The 17,498-nt window shown below is 46.3% G+C and carries 16 protein-coding genes; 13 read left to right on the forward strand and 3 right to left on the reverse strand.

Going from position 1 to position 17,498, the window contains the following annotated elements; translation table 11 throughout:
- Positions 1–21: 21 nt before the first annotated feature.
- The 3 genes from trkA to OCV30_RS15500 all read left to right on the forward strand — a co-directional run bounded on the left by trkA (position 22) and on the right by OCV30_RS15500 (position 3,521).
- Entirely contained in the window at positions 22–1,398 is a 1,377-nt protein-coding gene (trkA, locus tag OCV30_RS15490) for a Trk system potassium transporter TrkA (RefSeq protein ID WP_065678328.1), read from the forward strand.
- A 96-nt stretch (positions 1,399–1,494) separates the two neighbouring features.
- Positions 1,495–2,940 (forward strand): TrkH family potassium uptake protein, encoded by a 1,446-nt coding sequence (locus OCV30_RS15495; RefSeq protein ID WP_065678327.1) that lies wholly within the window; start codon positions 1,495–1,497, stop codon positions 2,938–2,940.
- 26 nt (positions 2,941–2,966) lie between these two features.
- Entirely contained in the window at positions 2,967–3,521 is a 555-nt protein-coding gene (locus tag OCV30_RS15500; protein WP_009848100.1) for a DUF3157 family protein, read from the forward strand.
- Between the two features lie 22 nt (positions 3,522–3,543).
- Here OCV30_RS15500 and trhA read toward each other — a convergent pair whose 3' ends face one another.
- Together trhA and OCV30_RS15510 are read right to left on the reverse strand one after the other, a co-directional pair.
- The gene (gene trhA, locus OCV30_RS15505) at positions 3,544–4,197 is read right to left on the reverse strand and encodes a PAQR family membrane homeostasis protein TrhA (RefSeq protein ID WP_004735763.1); all 654 of its coding nucleotides are present in this window, start codon (positions 4,195–4,197) and stop codon (positions 3,544–3,546) included.
- A 173-nt stretch (positions 4,198–4,370) separates the two neighbouring features.
- A complete protein-coding gene (locus OCV30_RS15510; protein ID WP_009848102.1) occupies positions 4,371–5,162 on the reverse strand; it encodes a sporulation protein in 792 nt (263 codons plus the stop codon).
- A gap of 283 nt (positions 5,163–5,445) precedes the next feature.
- Here OCV30_RS15510 and OCV30_RS15515 point away from each other — a divergent pair, with 283 nt between their 5' ends.
- From OCV30_RS15515 to OCV30_RS15540, 6 genes are all read left to right on the forward strand, one after another.
- Positions 5,446–5,613: a hypothetical protein gene (locus OCV30_RS15515; RefSeq protein ID WP_167351938.1), complete on the forward strand. Its 168-nt coding sequence runs from the start codon at positions 5,446–5,448 to the stop codon at positions 5,611–5,613.
- Between the two features lie 131 nt (positions 5,614–5,744).
- Entirely contained in the window at positions 5,745–6,008 is a 264-nt protein-coding gene (locus OCV30_RS15520; RefSeq protein ID WP_009848104.1) for a YihD family protein, read from the forward strand.
- Positions 6,009–6,333: 325 nt separating this feature from the next.
- The gene (gene ccoG / locus OCV30_RS15525) at positions 6,334–7,752 is read left to right on the forward strand and encodes a cytochrome c oxidase accessory protein CcoG (RefSeq protein ID WP_017098109.1); all 1,419 of its coding nucleotides are present in this window, start codon (positions 6,334–6,336) and stop codon (positions 7,750–7,752) included.
- A gap of 74 nt (positions 7,753–7,826) precedes the next feature.
- Positions 7,827–8,813: a serine/threonine protein kinase gene (locus OCV30_RS15530; RefSeq protein WP_065678339.1), complete on the forward strand. Its 987-nt coding sequence runs from the start codon at positions 7,827–7,829 to the stop codon at positions 8,811–8,813.
- Between the two features lie 63 nt (positions 8,814–8,876).
- Positions 8,877–9,476 carry a thiol:disulfide interchange protein DsbA/DsbL gene (locus OCV30_RS15535; RefSeq protein WP_009848108.1) on the forward strand — a complete coding sequence of 200 codons (600 nt, stop codon included), beginning with the start codon at positions 8,877–8,879 and terminating at the stop codon, positions 9,474–9,476.
- Positions 9,477–9,615: 139 nt separating this feature from the next.
- Positions 9,616–10,569 (forward strand): DUF2860 domain-containing protein, encoded by a 954-nt coding sequence (locus OCV30_RS15540; protein WP_065678326.1) that lies wholly within the window; start codon positions 9,616–9,618, stop codon positions 10,567–10,569.
- A 143-nt stretch (positions 10,570–10,712) separates the two neighbouring features.
- On the opposite strand, the gene OCV30_RS15545 is transcribed toward OCV30_RS15540, so the two are convergent.
- Complete coding sequence (locus OCV30_RS15545) at positions 10,713–12,236, reverse strand: YifB family Mg chelatase-like AAA ATPase (protein ID WP_065678325.1); 1,524 nt, start codon at positions 12,234–12,236, stop codon at positions 10,713–10,715.
- 471 nt (positions 12,237–12,707) lie between these two features.
- Between OCV30_RS15545 and ilvG the strand changes: the two genes are divergently transcribed.
- Genes ilvG through ilvD form a run of 4 tightly spaced genes read left to right on the forward strand, consistent with a single transcriptional unit; the run spans position 12,708 to position 17,496 of the window.
- Complete coding sequence (ilvG, locus tag OCV30_RS15550; protein WP_065678324.1) at positions 12,708–14,354, forward strand: acetolactate synthase 2 catalytic subunit; 1,647 nt, start codon at positions 12,708–12,710, stop codon at positions 14,352–14,354.
- Between the two features lies 1 nt (position 14,355).
- Positions 14,356–14,640 (forward strand): acetolactate synthase 2 small subunit, encoded by a 285-nt coding sequence (gene ilvM, locus OCV30_RS15555; protein WP_009848112.1) that lies wholly within the window; start codon positions 14,356–14,358, stop codon positions 14,638–14,640.
- 12 nt (positions 14,641–14,652) lie between these two features.
- On the forward strand, positions 14,653–15,621 hold the full coding sequence (locus OCV30_RS15560; RefSeq protein ID WP_065678323.1) for a branched-chain amino acid transaminase: 969 nt from the start codon (positions 14,653–14,655) through the stop codon (positions 15,619–15,621).
- A gap of 33 nt (positions 15,622–15,654) precedes the next feature.
- Entirely contained in the window at positions 15,655–17,496 is a 1,842-nt protein-coding gene (gene ilvD, locus OCV30_RS15565) for a dihydroxy-acid dehydratase (RefSeq protein ID WP_065678322.1), read from the forward strand.
- The last annotated feature ends 2 nt before the right edge of the window (positions 17,497–17,498 follow it).

Below are 17,498 nucleotides of genomic sequence, written 5' to 3' on the forward strand. Positions count from 1 at the left end.
GGCAAAAATAAGAGAAAGGCTATGAAGATCATTATTCTAGGTGCTGGACAAGTTGGCGGTACCCTTGCTGAAAACCTAGTGGGTGAAAACAATGACATCACGATCGTCGACCGTAATGCCGACCGACTTCGTGAACTTCAGGACAAATACGACCTTAGGGTTGTAAACGGTTATGCCAGCCACCCGAACACACTACGTGAAGCGGGCGCGCAAGATGCCGACATGTTGGTTGCCGTAACCAACATGGATGAAACCAACATGGCCGCATGTCAGGTTGCCTTCTCTCTGTTTAATACGCCAAACCGAATTGCTCGTATTCGTTCTCCAGAATATCTGGAAGAGAAAGAAGCGCTGTTCAAATCAGGCGCTATTCCTGTCGATCACCTGATCGCACCCGAAGAGTTAGTGACCAGTTACATTTCGCGCTTGATTCAATATCCAGGTGCATTACAGGTTGTGAGCTTTGCTGAACAGAAGGTTAGCCTAGTCGCAGTAAAAGCTTACTACGGTGGACCATTGGTTGGTAACGCACTGTCTGCTTTGCGTGAGCACATGCCGCACATTGATACTCGTGTAGCCGCTATCTTCCGTCAAGGTCGCCCTATTCGCCCACAAGGTACTACCATCATTGAAGCCGATGATGAGGTTTTCTTTGTGGCAGCGAGTAATCACATCCGCTCAGTAATGAGTGAACTGCAACGCCTAGAGAAGCCGTACCGACGCATCATGATTGTTGGCGGTGGTAACATTGGTGCAAGCTTGGCAAAACGCCTTGAGCAGAGCTACAGCATCAAGCTTATCGAGCGCAGCTACACTCGCGCCGAGAAGCTATCTGAAGAATTAGAAAACACCATCGTATTCTGTGGCGATGCAGCAGACCAAGAGCTGCTAACCGAAGAGAACATCGATCAAGTTGATGTGTTCATCGCCCTAACCAATGAAGATGAAACCAACATCATGTCAGCGATGCTGGCGAAGCGAATGGGTGCCAAGAAAGTAATGGTACTGATTCAGCGTGGTGCTTACGTCGATCTGGTTCAGGGTGGCGTAATTGATATTGCTATCTCGCCACAGCAAGCGACTATTTCAGCTCTGCTTACTCACGTTCGTCGTGCTGATATTGTTAACGTATCCTCTCTACGTCGCGGTGCTGCTGAGGCGATTGAAGCCATTGCTCACGGTGACGAGACCACCTCTAAAGTCGTTGGCCGAGCAATTGGCGACATCAAACTGCCACCGGGCACCACTATTGGTGCGATTGTTCGCGGAGAAGAGGTGCTTATCGCGCACGATAGAACCGTAATCGAACAGGATGACCACGTAGTGATGTTCCTAGTGGACAAGAAATACGTACCTGATGTTGAGTCTCTATTCCAACCGAGCCCGTTCTTCTTATAGCCTTGTTCTCGTAAGCTTCTTCTCGCAACTTTCTTTTTGTGAGAACGACGCTCCGGCACAAAGCTGTAATCAATTAAAGCTATGGTCTATTAAGCTATGGTCAACTTTCGTCCGATATTATTAGTGATAGGGTTAGTGTTATCAAAACTCGCCCTTTTCATGTACATCCCCACATTGGTTGCCTTTTTTACTGGCACCGGTGGCTTCCTCGAGTTTGGTCAATCGGTAGTGATCACGCACATTGTGGCGTTCATCTGCTTGAGCTTGGGCCGCTCCGCTAAGTTCCGACTTGGGGTGCGGGATATGTTCCTGATCACCTCTCTGGTCTGGACGATTGCCAGCGCCTTTGCTGCACTGCCGTTTGTCTTCATTAATCACATCAGCTTTACGGACGCCTACTTCGAAACCATGTCAGGTATCACCACGACGGGTTCAACCGTATTAAGCGGCTTAGACAGCATGGCACCAAGCATTCTGTTGTGGCGTTCAATACTGCAATGGTTAGGTGGCATCGGCTTCATCGTTATGGCGGTAGCGGTTCTACCAATGCTCAACGTCGGTGGTATGCGCCTGTTCCAAACTGAATCATCCGATTGGTCAGATAAAAGCAGCCCACGAGCAAAAACAGTCGCGAAGAACATCGTAGCGGTTTATCTGGTTCTGACTGGTTTATGCATCATTAGCTATTTGTTTGCAGGCATGGGCATCTTCGATGCGATCAATCATGCCTTCACAACACTGTCGACGGGTGGTTATTCAACATCAGATGGCTCAATGAACCACTTCTCTAACAGTGCTCATTGGGTAGGAACACTGTTCATGTTCCTTGGCGGTCTGCCGTTCTTATTGTTTGTTAGCGCACTACGAGGCCGAAAACTCTCAATCCTCTACAAAGACGCGCAAGTGAGAGGTTTCACGTACCTGTTCTTGGTCACCAGCGCCGTAATATCAACATGGTTGGTGGTTAGAGATGGCTACACTGTTATAGATGCGATGCGTGTTTCGATGTTCAACATCGTATCAGTCGTCACCACAACCGGTTTTGGCCTAGAAGACTTCACCGCCTGGGGTGCACTGCCAGCCACCTTGTTTGCATTCCTAATGATGGCGGGAGCTTGCTCGGGTTCAACCTCTGGCGGTATTAAAATCTTCCGTTTCCAGATTGCGATGACCATGCTCCACAAACAAATGATGAAGCTGATTCACCCATCAGGCGTGTTTGTTCAACGCTACAATCAGCGACCTGTGAATGACGATATTGTGCGTTCACTCGTGGCATTTGGTTTGATGTTCTTTATCACGATTATCTTAATTGCTGGTGGTTTGAGTGCGATGGGGTTAGACCCAATAACAAGCATCTCAGGCGCTATCACAGCCGTTGCCAACGTGGGCCCAGGCATGGGCAGCGTGATCGGTCCAACCGGGAACTTTGCTCCACTGCCAGACGCCGCTAAATGGTTATTAAGTTTAGGCATGTTGATGGGCCGACTTGAGATACTAACGCTCATTGTTCTATTTTTCCCAGCCTTTTGGCGACGCTAATTACGCGAATATTTAAGGAAACACAGATGAAATCATACGTACTTCTCGCTAGCGCATTGCTCGCAAACTCAGTATTCGTAAGTTCTGCCTTTGCTGATCAAATGGTCACATTGTCTGATGGTAAGCAAGTGTTACTAAAAGACGATTTTACTTGGCAGTATGTGAGTAACGCATCATCGAATGCAGAGTCAGCATTGACGAGTATTCCTGTAGCCAAAAACACACGCGGTACCACAATCAAGATTGGAGACACCAAGCCAAGCTTGCAGCTTTCCAAATCAGGTGTGGACGTTTTGATTGGGGCAGGACTCTACGAGAATGAACAGCTAATCTTACCAATTTCAGTCACTAACCAAAGCACAGAAGCCGTCGTGCTAGTTACGCTAAATATCACTGTCTACTCACCAACGGGTGAGCTGCTGCATCAAGGCAGTATCAACACTTGGCAATCCATTAAGCGCCTTGCTGATACCTACCTTCGACCACAAACTTCGGCAGAAGGTAAATACTTAGCGATCGATGTTGATAAGTATCCTGAATATAAAATAGACGTGGAGATCACTGACGTTTCTACCCGTTAGGGGCATACCGGTTCAATCAAAACTAAACCGGTGTCACAAACAGATAGATAGCGAAGAAATGGCAAGCGCAGCCCGCCAATACAAACAAGTGCCAGATGGCATGGTTATAAGGGATGCGTTTTGCCACATAGAAAATCACACCCAGCGAGTAAATCACTCCGCCAACTGCCAGTAACACCAAACCACCTATATCGATATTCATCGCTAATTGATAAACAACTATCAAAGATAGCCAACCCATCGCTAGGTAAATGAACAGCGATAAACGCTTGAATCGATAAACGAAGGCTATCTTCATGATGATGCCCACTAGCGCAATCCCCCAGATCACCGCCATCAAGCCCATCGCTAATGGAGTTCTTAAGCCCACTAAGAGAAACGGCGTGTAACTGCCCGCAATCAACAAATAAATCGCACAGTGGTCAAGGGTTTTGAGTAAGCGCTTGGTTTTCTCAGTGGTGATAGAGTGGTACAACGTGGAGGCGAGAAAGAGCAGAATAATACTGCTGCCATACACCGCCATACTAGCAACAGTTAGCATGTCGGCTTGGTAATCAAACGCACGAATAAGCAGCAAGATCAGACCAACCACGCCGAGCACAACGCCCAAGCCATGGGTTATTGCATTAGCGCGTTCTTCGATGTCACTGTATTCGCTGGCTGATGATGCAGACATGAATATCCTACTAGAGTAAATGTTCGATTGACCCAGTATTGCACATTAAGCTTACACGTGTAAGCTTAAATTTTTATGACACCTTTTATGACATTAATGACGCCTGAAATATGTAATGAGGCTAAAAGATCCAAAACTAAATAACCAAAGAGTTAATTAAAGGGTTATAGGAACTAAGAGGCGTTATCTAGATATTCAAGTACCATCTTGCCAGCATCTTGTGGTGAGGTATCCAGTGGCACACTCAATTGACGCTGTAGCTTACCAACGCCTAGCAAGCTAGCTAACATGCCTTTTGCACCATCGCGATTTCTATCAATCTCGAACCACAACTTCAGCTCTGTTTCATCACGATGAGCCACCACTTCCAATTCACGCCAACGGCCATGATAAGGACCCGTCGTCGGCACAAACTCAAACTCTTGTACAAACGGCAGTTCAAAGCCTTTGACCGCTTCACATTCCACTTGACGAATACGCAGGCCTTGAGCTTCAAGCTCGTTAAAAATACCATCGAGCAGTGGGTCGGGACGAACCGTTAAGGTGTCTTTATCCGATGGGTCAATCGCCATCGCAATATCCAACCCGGTTTCCAGCCATACCTTTGAATCACCAATCGTAACCGGTGTGTTCAGTGGCACATCAAACTCACATTCAAAGTCACGGGTTTCACCCGGTTGAATCACAAAGGCATACGGCAAGCTCCATTTTGCCAGCGAGTATGTCTGGTGCATTCGGCGTTTATGACCGCCCTCTTGCCCTTGCGAGTTCGCGGTAACTTCTTTGACGTAGCGACAGCATAAGTTGAGATCAATGTTATCGATCTCCTGCGGCTGAGCGCCTCCGTAGACATGTACAATAATGCTCGCCTTCTTACCTGGATAAAGCACTTCCTGTTGCAATACAGAATCCACCTTGGCAGATCCAATTCCAAAACTTGCTAACGTTTTCTTTAAGAACGACATATGCACCTCCTTTAAAGCATCATCTTAAGCCTGAAAGAGGTTCAAACTCAAATATACTGCTCACACTATTTTAGCTCTAATATCGTTTAATTATCACTCAGGCGTCGATCGATAACTTAGATAGTGATAATCTAACCCTTGATATGCATGCATATCATTATCCTGATTTATTTTTCGGATTGGCGAAAGCCAGACGAGTGACTCTTCAAGTAATTGAGGCGGAGCTCATGATAAATCAGGCCATTAGATTGGCAATGGATATGCCTGACCGTTAGGTAAATTAATGCGCCCAACAGCTGTCAGGTTCTCGCACACCAACCGTAGTGCGATGCGTCGTCGTAGTGGCTTTGTTGCTGCTCCAACGACTAAGAAATTGGCTCCTACAATGACTCTCGTTGAGAAGGCTGCTTTATTAGCACCGGCTACAACAAAAGTGATTAAAGCCGCTTAACAAAAAGCGCAGTTTTTACTGCGCTTTTTTCTTGCCTGCTCCCATCTTGAAATGTGTTTACACATTGGTATTCCCTACCCGATTTGATACCTTAGCCACAAATCATTATAAAATTTGTGGAGAAATAAAGTATGAAGTGTCACCGCATTGAAGAACTGCTTGAACTGATGGAGCCTGAGTGGCAGAAAGATCAAGAGCTTAACCTATTAGAGTTCATCATTAAGCTATCAAAAGAAGCGGGCTACCAAGGTAAGCTTGAAGAGCTAACTGACGATGTTCTTATCTACCATCTAAAAATGCGTAATAGCGAAAAAGATGAAATGATCCCAGGTCTTAAAAAAGACCAAGAAGATGATTTCAAAACCGCAATTCTAAAAGCGCGTGGCCTTCTTTAGTCGCCTATTTATTTAGAGCTCAATTGCCGTATAGATAAACACTCAATGTTTAAAAGCGACCGCTCGGTCGCTTTTTTGTTTCTGTTCGCTATTTTTTCGTCACAACTGTTATGACTTTTGTTGTTAAAGGTTGATAGCGTTAAAAAAATGAGAACAAGATTGTCGCTATAATCGCCATCCATAAGAATCTTCTAAAATAATAAGAGTGAGTGCGATACCAACAAATGCACCAAGCTCAATTTCTACAGGTTCTCTAAACCATACTTTCAAGTAATGTCGTCATGCTCGAGTTAACCGGGCAAACAAGCCACAAAAAGGATAGTCCATGAGTCAGGATAAAATCGATATCAAAGATGTGACTCCTAAAACCTTTAACCCAAAAACACATAAAGGTAATGGAGATCGATTTAACCCAAGTAACCGAATCTATGTTCGAGAAAGCAAAGGTAAATTCCAACAACTGCGCCGTTATGGCGGTTGGTTCTTACTTTTACTTTTTGCGCTTATCCCATGGATCCCATTTGGTGAGCGACAAGCGATCTTGCTCGATATCGGCAGCCAACAGTTCAACTTCTTTGGTACAACCCTATACCCACAAGATCTAACGCTACTCGCTATCCTCTTCATGATTGCGGCGTTTGGCTTGTTCTTCATAACCACCTTCTTAGGGCGAGTCTGGTGTGGCTACCTGTGTCCACAAACCGTCTGGACCTTCATGTACATCTGGTTCGAAGAGAAACTGGAAGGCGCTGCCAATAAGCGAAGAAAGCAAGACTCAGGCAAACTGACGAGCAATTTAATTCTCAGAAAAACCATCAAGCACATCGCATGGTGGGCGATTGCGATTGCGACGGGCTTAACCTTTGTCGGTTACTTCATCCCAATCAAAGAGTTGGTGGTTGGCTTCTTTACCTTTAACTCGACTTTCTGGCCAGTGTTTTGGGTATTGTTCTTTGCTGGGTGTACTTATGCGAATGCCGGATGGATGCGTTCTATTGTTTGTCTGCACATGTGTCCTTACGCGCGTTTCCAATCGGCAATGTTCGATAAAGATACCTTCATCGTGGGTTACGACACTGAACGAGGTGAAAGCCGCGGCCCTCGCTCTCGTAAAGCCGATCCAAAAGAACTTGGTCTAGGCGACTGTATTGACTGTAATTTATGCGTTCAAGTGTGCCCAACGGGTATCGATATTCGTGACGGTCTGCAATACGAGTGTATTAACTGTGGCGCGTGTATTGATGCTTGTGACAACACCATGGAACGTATGGGTTATGAGAAAGGTCTGATCAACTACACCACCGAACATAGGCTTGAGGGGCACTCAACCAAGGTGATGCGTCCTAAGCTGTTGGGCTATGGCGTAATACTGATCGTTATGTTGGGGCTGTTTTTCGCACAAATCGCGAGTGTTGATCCTGCAGGCTTAAGCGTTCTGCGCGATAGAAACCAACTATTTAGAATCAATAGCCAAGGGCTTGTCGAAAATACTTACAACTTGAAAGTCATCAACAAGACTCAGCAAGAGCAAGAGTACAAACTTGATGTCAGCGGGCTTCCGGATTCTATCTGGTACGGTAAACAAACCATTACCGTAGACCCAGGTGAGGTTTTAAACCTTCCTATCAGTTTGGGCGTCGATCCAGAAAAACTGAGCTCACCAGTTTCGACAATTCAGTTTATACTCTCGGATAATGAAGAGTTTACGATGAAAGTCGAAAGCCGCTTTATCAAGAAGCTCTGATACCAGTCACCTTAGTGCTAGGTATAACAACCCAATAAATGGAAAAAGGCTCAGTAATGAGCCTTTTTTATTCTATGACGATGCAAGCCTTTAACTTTGATAACCTGACTCCTGACTTCATGTGGTACGCACTGGAGAGTATTGGAGTCCGTGCTGAATCCGGGCTTCTCGCTCTCAACAGTTATGAAAATCGAGTGTATCAATTCACCGATGAAGACCGTAAACGCTACGTCGTTAAGTTTTATCGTCCGCAGCGCTGGAACAAAGCACAGATCCAAGAAGAGCATGACTTCGCACTCGAGCTTATCGAACAAGAGATGCCAGTTGCACCTCCAATGCGAATCAATGGCGCAACCTTACATGAATATCAAGGCTACCTATTTGCCTTATTTGAAAGTGTTGGTGGCAGACAGTACGAAGTCGACAATCTAGACCAATTGGAAGGCGTTGGGCGTTTCCTTGGTCGTATTCATAAAGCCAGCGCGGGGAGAACATTCCAACATCGCCCAACCATCAGCTTAGATGAATACCTTTATCAACCACGTAAAATTCTAGAGAGCTCTCAGTTTATCCCGACACACCTAGAGAACGCATTCTTTAATGATGTCGACCTTCTGATCAAAGAGCTAGAGAGCCAGTGGCCAAGCAATATTGAAAATATCCGCCTGCATGGTGACTGCCACCCTGGCAATATCTTATGGCGTGACGGGCCAATGTTCGTCGATCTTGATGACGCACGTAACGGCCCTGCGATACAAGATTTGTGGATGCTGCTTAACGGCGAGCGTCAAGATAAGCTAATGCAACTGGATATTCTGCTAGAGAGCTATCAAGAATTTTGCGATTTTAATACCGCGCAACTGAAACTAATCGAACCACTACGCGGTCTACGTATGGTGCATTACATGGCATGGTTGGCGAAACGATGGAACGATCCTGCATTTCCTCTAGCCTTCCCATGGTTTAATGATCCAAAATATTGGGAGCAACAAGTACTTGCTTGTAAAGAGCAAATTGCTACCCTGCAAGAGCCACCACTTTCGTTAATGCCTCAGTGGTAACAGCAATCGCAACACAACACAACACAACTAGATAAAAATTCAAACATAATGGAGATTGGATAAATGAAAAAGCTATTCGCATTTTTCTCATTGATCATGTTGAGCCTTTCAGCTCACGCTGCGAAATTTAACGAAGGTGAACACTACAAAGTTCTCGATCTAGAAGCATCAAAAAAACCAATGGTGACAGAGTTCTTCTCTTTTTACTGCCCACACTGTAATAGCTTTGAACCAATCATCCAGCAGCTAAAACAACAGCTACCAAAAGACGCTAAGCTACAGAAGAACCATGTTTCATTCATGGGTGGCAACATGGGTCTGCCAATGAGCAAAGCTTACGCAACCATGATTGCCCTGAAAGTTGAAGATAAAATGGTGCCAGTGATGTTTAACCGCATCCACACCATGAACAAGCCACCACGCGATGAAGAAGAATTGCGTCAAATCTTCCTAGACGAAGGCGTTGATGCTAAGAAATTCGATGCGGCATACAACGGCTTTGCAGTCGACTCTATGGTTCGCCGCTTCGACAAAGCATTCAAAGACAGCGGTCTTTCTGGTGTTCCTGCGGTCGTCGTTAACAACCGCTACCTAGTCGACGCTCAAGGTATCAGCTCTCTCGATGAATACTTCGAGCTCGTTAACTTCCTACTTAAGAAGTAACGTATTGATTAAAGGAAGCTTCGGCTTCCTTTTTTGCACTAGTTCAAAAATATTCATAGATAAACAATCATCCTGAAAACGTTGTGCTTTACTGATATTAATATCCAGTCCTAAGAACTGGTAGGCAAGGAGCCTTTGAATGAAAATAAAAATAACGCTTTTGGCACTGAGCATTGCAGCCTCTCCTGCTTTTGCCAAGCTTGCAGACGAACAAGGTTTCAGTGGTGAAATATCGATTAATACAGGGGTTACCTCTTCCACCTCAAACTTTAATACCGATGCAGATAGCACCATTTCGTCCATTAACCAGAAAGCCTCATCTGAGAGCTCATTTCTTATCGCTCCTTTGGGTAGTATTGCTTACACCTTTGGCGAAAAATTAAATCACCAGGTATACACAGGTACAACTCGTGATGACGTAGCAACAGGTACTGTCGTGCTGGAGGTTGGTTATAAATACCAACTAGAGTCAGGCATGACCATCGACGCTTCACTTCTGCCGACTATCATGTCAGGTGAGACTTGGGCCGATCCGTACAACACCACTTCAGGTCGCACCAAAACGGATGAAACAGGCAATGCCTTTCGTGTGAAACTAAGTAGCATTGCGGGGTCTGCTTTCTCGTTAGACATGGCCTACGCCACCAAAGATGTGGAAGATGATCGGGTTAGAGAAGAATTACAGCGTGATGCCAATACTTTCTACCTGAAAGGTCAGTACCGTCAACCAATCAACCGCACCATGATGTTAGTACCATCATTGATTTACCAATCAAGTTCTGCCGATGGCAAAGCTGCCTCTTATGAACAGTTTGGCGGTGAAGTGAGTTTGTTTGGCGGTATGGGTCGTCACCAATACGCACTAACAGCGGGCTATAACCAACGCTCTTACGATGCAAGCAACCCTATCTACAGCAAGAAGCGCAGCGACGATAATATCAACCTATTTGCCGCCTATGAGTATGAGCAATTCATGGATTGGGAAAACTGGTCGTTTATTTCTCTAGCCGGTTATGGTGTCAGCGATTCGAACATTACTTTCTACGATGAGTCGCAATACATCGTCTCAGTCGGCCTGAACTACAAGTTCTAGTTAGGCATCTAGACACCTAGGAATCACAGCTTGCTAATAACCATTAGTTCATAACGAAGAAAGCCTGCTTAAAAAGCAGGCTTTCTTGTTTCTATACCAATCACAGTAAATAAATGACTCGTTGTTTACTACGTTTGGTATGACTACACAGCTTGAGCCGTAAGTTGTTTCAGCAAGCGATCCATCGCTCGATAGCCAAGCGCCTCAGATAAATGCTTCTTTTCAATCTGCTCGTTACCCTCTAAGTCTGCAATAGTTCGCGCTACCTTGATGATTCGATGATAGGCACGAATCGATAAACCTAATCGATGCAGTGCGGTCTCGAGAAACTCCGCATCTTCGCGTCGCAATGGGCAATACTTTTCAATTTCTCGGCTACCTAACAGTGCATTCGACTTATGGTTTCGAGACAGCATCAACTGGCGCGCTTGTTTGACTCTTTGCTTTACCACTTGAGTCGTTTCACCACGATCGCCACCTTCAGCCAACATCCCTTTGGGCAATAGAGGGATCTCCAATGACATATCGAATCTATCTAACAATGGCCCAGATAAGCGGTTGAGGTAACGCAGGATAATTTGCGGGTTCGCTCGAGCTTGATTGCCCTCGTAATAACCTGTTGGACTTGGGTTAAGTGCACCGACTAATTGAAAGCGAGCAGGAAAGCGAGTCTTACCCGCGACACGGGAGATAATTATTTCACCCGACTCTAGCGGCTCTCGCAGTGAATCAAGCACCTTACGCTCAAACTCTGGCATCTCATCAAGAAACAATAAGCCATTATGCGCCAAAGATATCTCACCGGGGCGAGGTATCGAGCCACCACCGACCAATGCTGCCATCGAACTCGAATGGTGTGGGGAACGGAAAGGTCGTTGTTTCCAGTTGTATTGATTAATCTCTTGTTGCGTTAAAGAAGCCACCGAAGCAGTTTCCATCGCCTCGTCATCACTCATTTCGGGTAACAAATCGCGCAATCGAGAAGCCAACATGGTTTTTCCAGTTCCGGGCGGGCCGAGAAAAAGCAGGTTATGGTTGCCCGCTGCGGCGATCTCCAGTGCTCGCTTACCTTGCTGCTGACCAATAATATCTTGTAAGTCACGATTATCAGATACATCGACATGATGATGCTCGGTTCGATATAAACCAAGCTGAGCCTGGCCACACACATCCGCACAAACCTCTAGCAAGGTTTGCGCTGATTTATGGGCCCCCTTGCCGACTAAGGCTGCCTGATCACCATTGTGATGTGGAACCACTAAGCATCGCTCGACACTATCGGCGGCTAACGTCGCAGGCAGAACGCCCTTTACCGAGCGCAACTCTCCTGACAATGCCAACTCACCGATAAATTCATGTTGAGCTATTTTTGATGTCGGAAGCTGATCTGATGCCACCAAGATTCCAAGCGCGATTGGCAGATCAAAACGGCCTCCCTCCTTGGGTAAATCAGCAGGCGCGAGGTTAACCGTGATCCTTTTTGATGGAAATTCAAAGCGAGAATTGATGATGGCACTCCTTACTCGATCTTTAGATTCCTTGACCGTCGTTTCAGGTAGACCCACCAGCGTAAAACCGGGCATTCCGTTGCTAATATGCACTTCCACAGTCACTTCTGGTGCCTCTACACCCACACTAGCTCGGCTATGAATTATTGCGAGTCCCATAACTTTCCTTTGTCTTTGATTTAAAAGTATTCACTCTGGATATTCATTGCTCACCAAAGCGATAAGGTTGTTATATAGCGTGGTGGAATGGTGTTTTAATGTGAAAAAAGAATGACATTTTCCTTGTCATGCAGCAGATTTGTGTGATAACACTAGAGATGTAGACATTTACTTAAGACAATAAACGAGAAAACTCGAACTTTATGACATTTAACGCTCGCATTTACGCACTGATTAACCTGGTTATCGTAGTCATTATTGAGACTGCGCGGGGGCGAGTGGGAAAAAAGTAACCACGAATTAGAAAAAACCCCCGCACTGAAAAGTCCGGGGGTTTTTTCTAATTTAGACATTCGATTTTATATTTTGAAACATTTTCGGCTTTGCCGATTTACAGGAAGAATGGGAGCACAAGATGTGCAGAGACAATGGAAACAATTACCAAAACAAAGGTAATACGGAGGAATTACGATGAAAGGCGCAGAACTGGTCGTATCCGCACTCAAGCAACAAGGCATTGAGACCGTATTTGGTTACCCTGGCGGTGCCATCATGCCAATCTACGATGCACTCTATGACGGCGGGGTTGAACATATCCTATGTCGCCATGAGCAAGGCGCTGCAATGGCCGCTATCGGTATGGCTCGAGCAACGCAAGACGTCGCTGTTTGTATGGCAACCTCAGGCCCGGGTGCAACTAACCTAGTCACAGGTCTTGCTGATGCTTTTATGGATTCCATCCCACTCGTAGCGATCACTGGTCAAGTTGCTAGTTCCCACATTGGTACCGATGCATTCCAAGAAATGGATGTGATTGGTATGTCTCTGTCATGTACTAAACACAGCTACCTTGTTACCGATATTGAAGATCTTGCGCCGACATTGGCTGAAGCATTTATCGTTGCAAAAGCAGGGCGTCCCGGTCCGGTTATTGTCGATATCGCTAAAGATGTTCAACTAGCAGAGTCCCCTGTAAAGATTCTTCCTGAATTTACACCACCCGCAATTCCTGTAGTGACAACGGATGCTATTGAGCAAGCTCAGTACTTCTTGTCTCAAGCGACTCGTCCTGTTTTATACGTCGGTGGTGGCGTTCAACTGGCGAAAGCAACCGATGCTGTTCGTGAGTTTTTACGTCTAAACCCAATGCCTGCAGTAAGCACACTAAAAGGCTTAGGCACCATTGAACGTGACGACCCACACTACTTGGGTATGCTGGGTATGCACGGCACCAAAGCCGCTAACCTAGTGGTTCAAGAAAGTGACCTGTTGATTGTTGTTGGCGCTCGTTTTGATGACCGAGTAACCGGCAAGCTTGATACTTTTGCACCGCACGCTAAAGTTATCCATATTGATATCGATGCGGCTGAGTTCAGCAAACTACGTCTTGCCGATGCACCAATTCGTGGTGACATCAACAAGATCATGCCTCAACTGGAGCTAAGCCAAGACATCTCTTCTTGGGTTCATCACTCCGAAGGCCTTCGTAGCTCATTCAAATGGCGTTACGACCACCCTGGCGACCTTATCTTCGCACCTCTGTTGTTGAAACAACTGTCAGACATGATGCCTGCGAGCTCTATGGTTTCGACCGATGTTGGCCAACATCAGATGTGGGCAGCTCAACACATTCAACCACGCGATCCACAAAACTTCATCACTTCAGCGGGCTTAGGCACTATGGGCTTTGGCCTACCTGCAGCCATGGGTGCATCGGTTGGTCGTCCTGATGACCAATCTATACTTATCTCTGGTGACGGCTCGTTCATGATGAACATTCAAGAGCTTGGTACGCTGAAGCGTCGCCAAATCCCAGTGAAAATGGTGCTGCTTAACAACTCGCGCTTAGGCATGGTTCGCCAATGGCAATCGCTGTTCTTTGATGGCCGACACAGTGAAACCATCTTGGATGACAACCCGGATTTCGTCATGCTAGCGAAAGCCTTCGATATCCCGGGCAAAACCATCACGCGTAAAGAAGAAGTAGAACCAGCACTGAAAGAGATGCTAGAGAGCAAAACTGCTTACCTACTTCATGTTCTTATCGATGAAGAAGAGAACGTATGGCCACTAGTACCGCCAGGTGCTTCAAACAGTGAGATGTTGGAGAACACATAACATGAAAAGATACCTATTAGACATCAAAGCCGATGATAAGCCTGTACTACTGGAGCGTGTTCTTCGTGTTATCCGCCACCGTGGCTTTATTGTTAAGCAAGTAGCTGGCACTCAAAACCACGAAAGCAAAGTGGCGAGTGTTGAGATCATTGTCGACAGTGAGCGTCCGATCTCTTTCTTGGTAAACCAAATCGAAAAACTGTGGGATGTGCGTACCGTTGACGTTATCTCGATCAGCCGTAATGAATTGCCAAACAACAACTTACAACAAAAGATAAACGCATAAGGAACCGCTAACATGACAGCTAAAACAGCAGACTATATTTGGTTTAACGGTGAAATGGTTCCTTGGGCAGAGGCGAACGTTCACGTCCTGACTCACGCAATGCACTACGGTACTTCTGTGTTTGAAGGTGTTCGTTGCTACAACACACCAAAGGGTCCGGTTATCTTCCGTCACCCAGAACATGCTAAGCGCCTAAAAGACTCAGCAAAAATCTACCGCTTCCCTATTCCTTACACTGAGGAAGAAATTATGGAAGCGACTCGCGAAACGCTACGCCAAAATAAGCTAGAGTCAGCGTACATCCGCCCTCTCGGCTTTGTCGGTAACGTTGGCTTAGGTGTTTGCCCGCCTGAAAACACAGAGATGGATCTGATCATCGCTGCTTTCCCTTGGGGTTCTTACCTAGGCGAAGAAGCGCTAGAAAACGGCGTTGATGCGATGATTTCTAGCTGGAACCGTGCCGCTCCAAACACGATCCCAACCGCAGCAAAAGCCGGTGGTAACTACCTATCTTCACTACTAGTTGGTGGTGAAGCTCGCCGTCATGGTTACGATGAAGGCATCGCACTGAGTGTTGATGGTTACCTTTCTGAAGGTGCAGGTGAGAACATCTTTGTGGTACGTAACGGCGTACTATCAACGCCACCAGCGACCAGCGCAATTCTACCGGGTATCACTCGTGATTCGATCATGACACTAGCAAAAGACATGGGTTATGAGATCCGTGAGGAGAACATTGCTCGTGAAGCACTATACCTTGCCGATGAAGTATTCATGACAGGCACAGCTGCCGAAATCGTTCCGGTTCGCAGCGTAGACAAAATTACAGTAGGTGAAGGCAAACGCGGTCCTATCACTGAAAAAGTTCAAGCGGCTTACTTTGGTTTATTCAATGGAACCACTGAAGATAAGTGGGGCTGGTTAGACTATGTTTACCCAGCAGACCAAACTTCAGAAAACCAAACGCAAACAACTAAGTAAGCAACAGCCAAATATTTTATAAGGATTTAAGCAATGCCAATCTATCGTTCAGCAACGACTACCCACGGACGCAACATGGCTGGTGCGCGCGCTTTATGGCGTGCAACTGGCGTTAAAGATGATGACTTCGGTAAGCCTATCATCGCAGTTGTAAACTCTTTCACTCAATTTGTACCAGGCCACGTTCACCTTAAAGATATGGGTCAGCTGGTTGCGGGTGAAATCGAGAAAGCGGGCGGTATCGCTAAAGAATTCAACACCATCGCGGTTGATGATGGTATCGCAATGGGCCACGGCGGCATGCTGTACTCACTGCCATCACGTGAGCTTATCGCAGACTCAGTAGAGTACATGGTCAATGCGCACTGTGCAGATGCGATGGTGTGCATCTCGAACTGTGACAAAATCACTCCAGGAATGATGATGGCAGCAATGCGTCTTAACATCCCAGTGATCTTTGTATCTGGTGGCCCAATGGAAGCAGGTAAAACCAAGCTTTCAGATCAAATCATCAAGCTAGACCTTGTTGACGCGATGATCCAAGGTGCCGATCCAACCATTTCTGATGAGCAAAGTGAGCAAGTAGAGCGATCTGCATGTCCAACCTGTGGTTCATGTTCAGGCATGTTCACAGCTAACTCAATGAACTGTCTAACAGAAGCACTTGGACTATCTCAGCCAGGTAACGGTTCTATGCTAGCAACCCACGCAGACCGTGAAGAGCTATTCATCAATGCCGGTAAACGTATCGTTGACCTAACTAAGCGTTACTACGAGCAAGACGACGAATCAGCACTGCCACGCAACATCGCTAACCGCGCAGCCTTTGATAATGCAATGGCGCTAGATATCGCGATGGGTGGTTCAAGTAACACGGTACTTCACCTTTTAGCTGCGGCTCAAGAAGGTGAGATTGACTTTGATATGGGTGATATCGACGAGATGTCTCGCCGCGTTCCACACCTATGTAAAGTTGCTCCTTCAACGCCTAAATACCACATGGAAGACGTTCACCGTGCTGGTGGCGTAATGGCTATCCTAGGTGAGCTTGATCGTGCAGGTCTACTCAATAACCAAACACGCACCGTTCTTGGTCTAAGCATGCAAGAGCAGCTCGCTCAATACGACATCATGCAGACAGAAGATGAAGCCGTGCTTAAGTTCTTCCGCGCTGGCCCTGCTGGTATCCGTACCACCAAAGCTTTCTCACAAGATTGTCGTTGGGATCGCCTTGATGACGATCGCAAAGAAGGTTGTATTCGTACCAAAGAGAATGCCTTCAGCCAAGAAGGTGGCCTAGCGGTACTTTCAGGTAACATCGCCGTTGATGGTTGTATCGTTAAGACCGCGGGTGTTGATGAAGAAAACCTGAAGTTCCAAGGCCCTGCAATCGTATTCGAAAGCCAAGACACAGCAGTAGACGGCATCTTAGCGGGTAAAGTAAAAGCAGGCGAAGTAGTTGTTATTCGTTACGAAGGTCCTAAAGGTGGTCCGGGCATGCAAGAAATGCTTTACCCAACAACTTACCTAAAATCTATGGGTCTAGGTAAGTCTTGTGCTCTTCTAACTGACGGACGTTTCTCTGGTGGTACGTCAGGTCTATCTATCGGTCATGCTTCTCCAGAAGCAGCAAGTGGCGGTGTAATTGGTCTAGTGAACACTGGCGATATCATCACTATCGACATCCCTAGCCGTTCAATCACGCTTGATGTACCAGAAGCTGAACTAACAGCACGTCGTGAAAGACAAGATGCAATAGGCTGGAAACCAGAAAACCGTCAGCGTGAAGTGTCATTCGCACTGAAAGCTTACGCGAGCATGGCAACCAGTGCCGACAAAGGCGCAGTGCGTGATAAGTCTAAGCTTGAGGGCTAACT

Origin of the sequence: Vibrio atlanticus, from assembly GCF_024347315.1 — a bacterium.
Lineage (GTDB): Bacteria > Pseudomonadota > Gammaproteobacteria > Enterobacterales > Vibrionaceae > Vibrio > Vibrio atlanticus.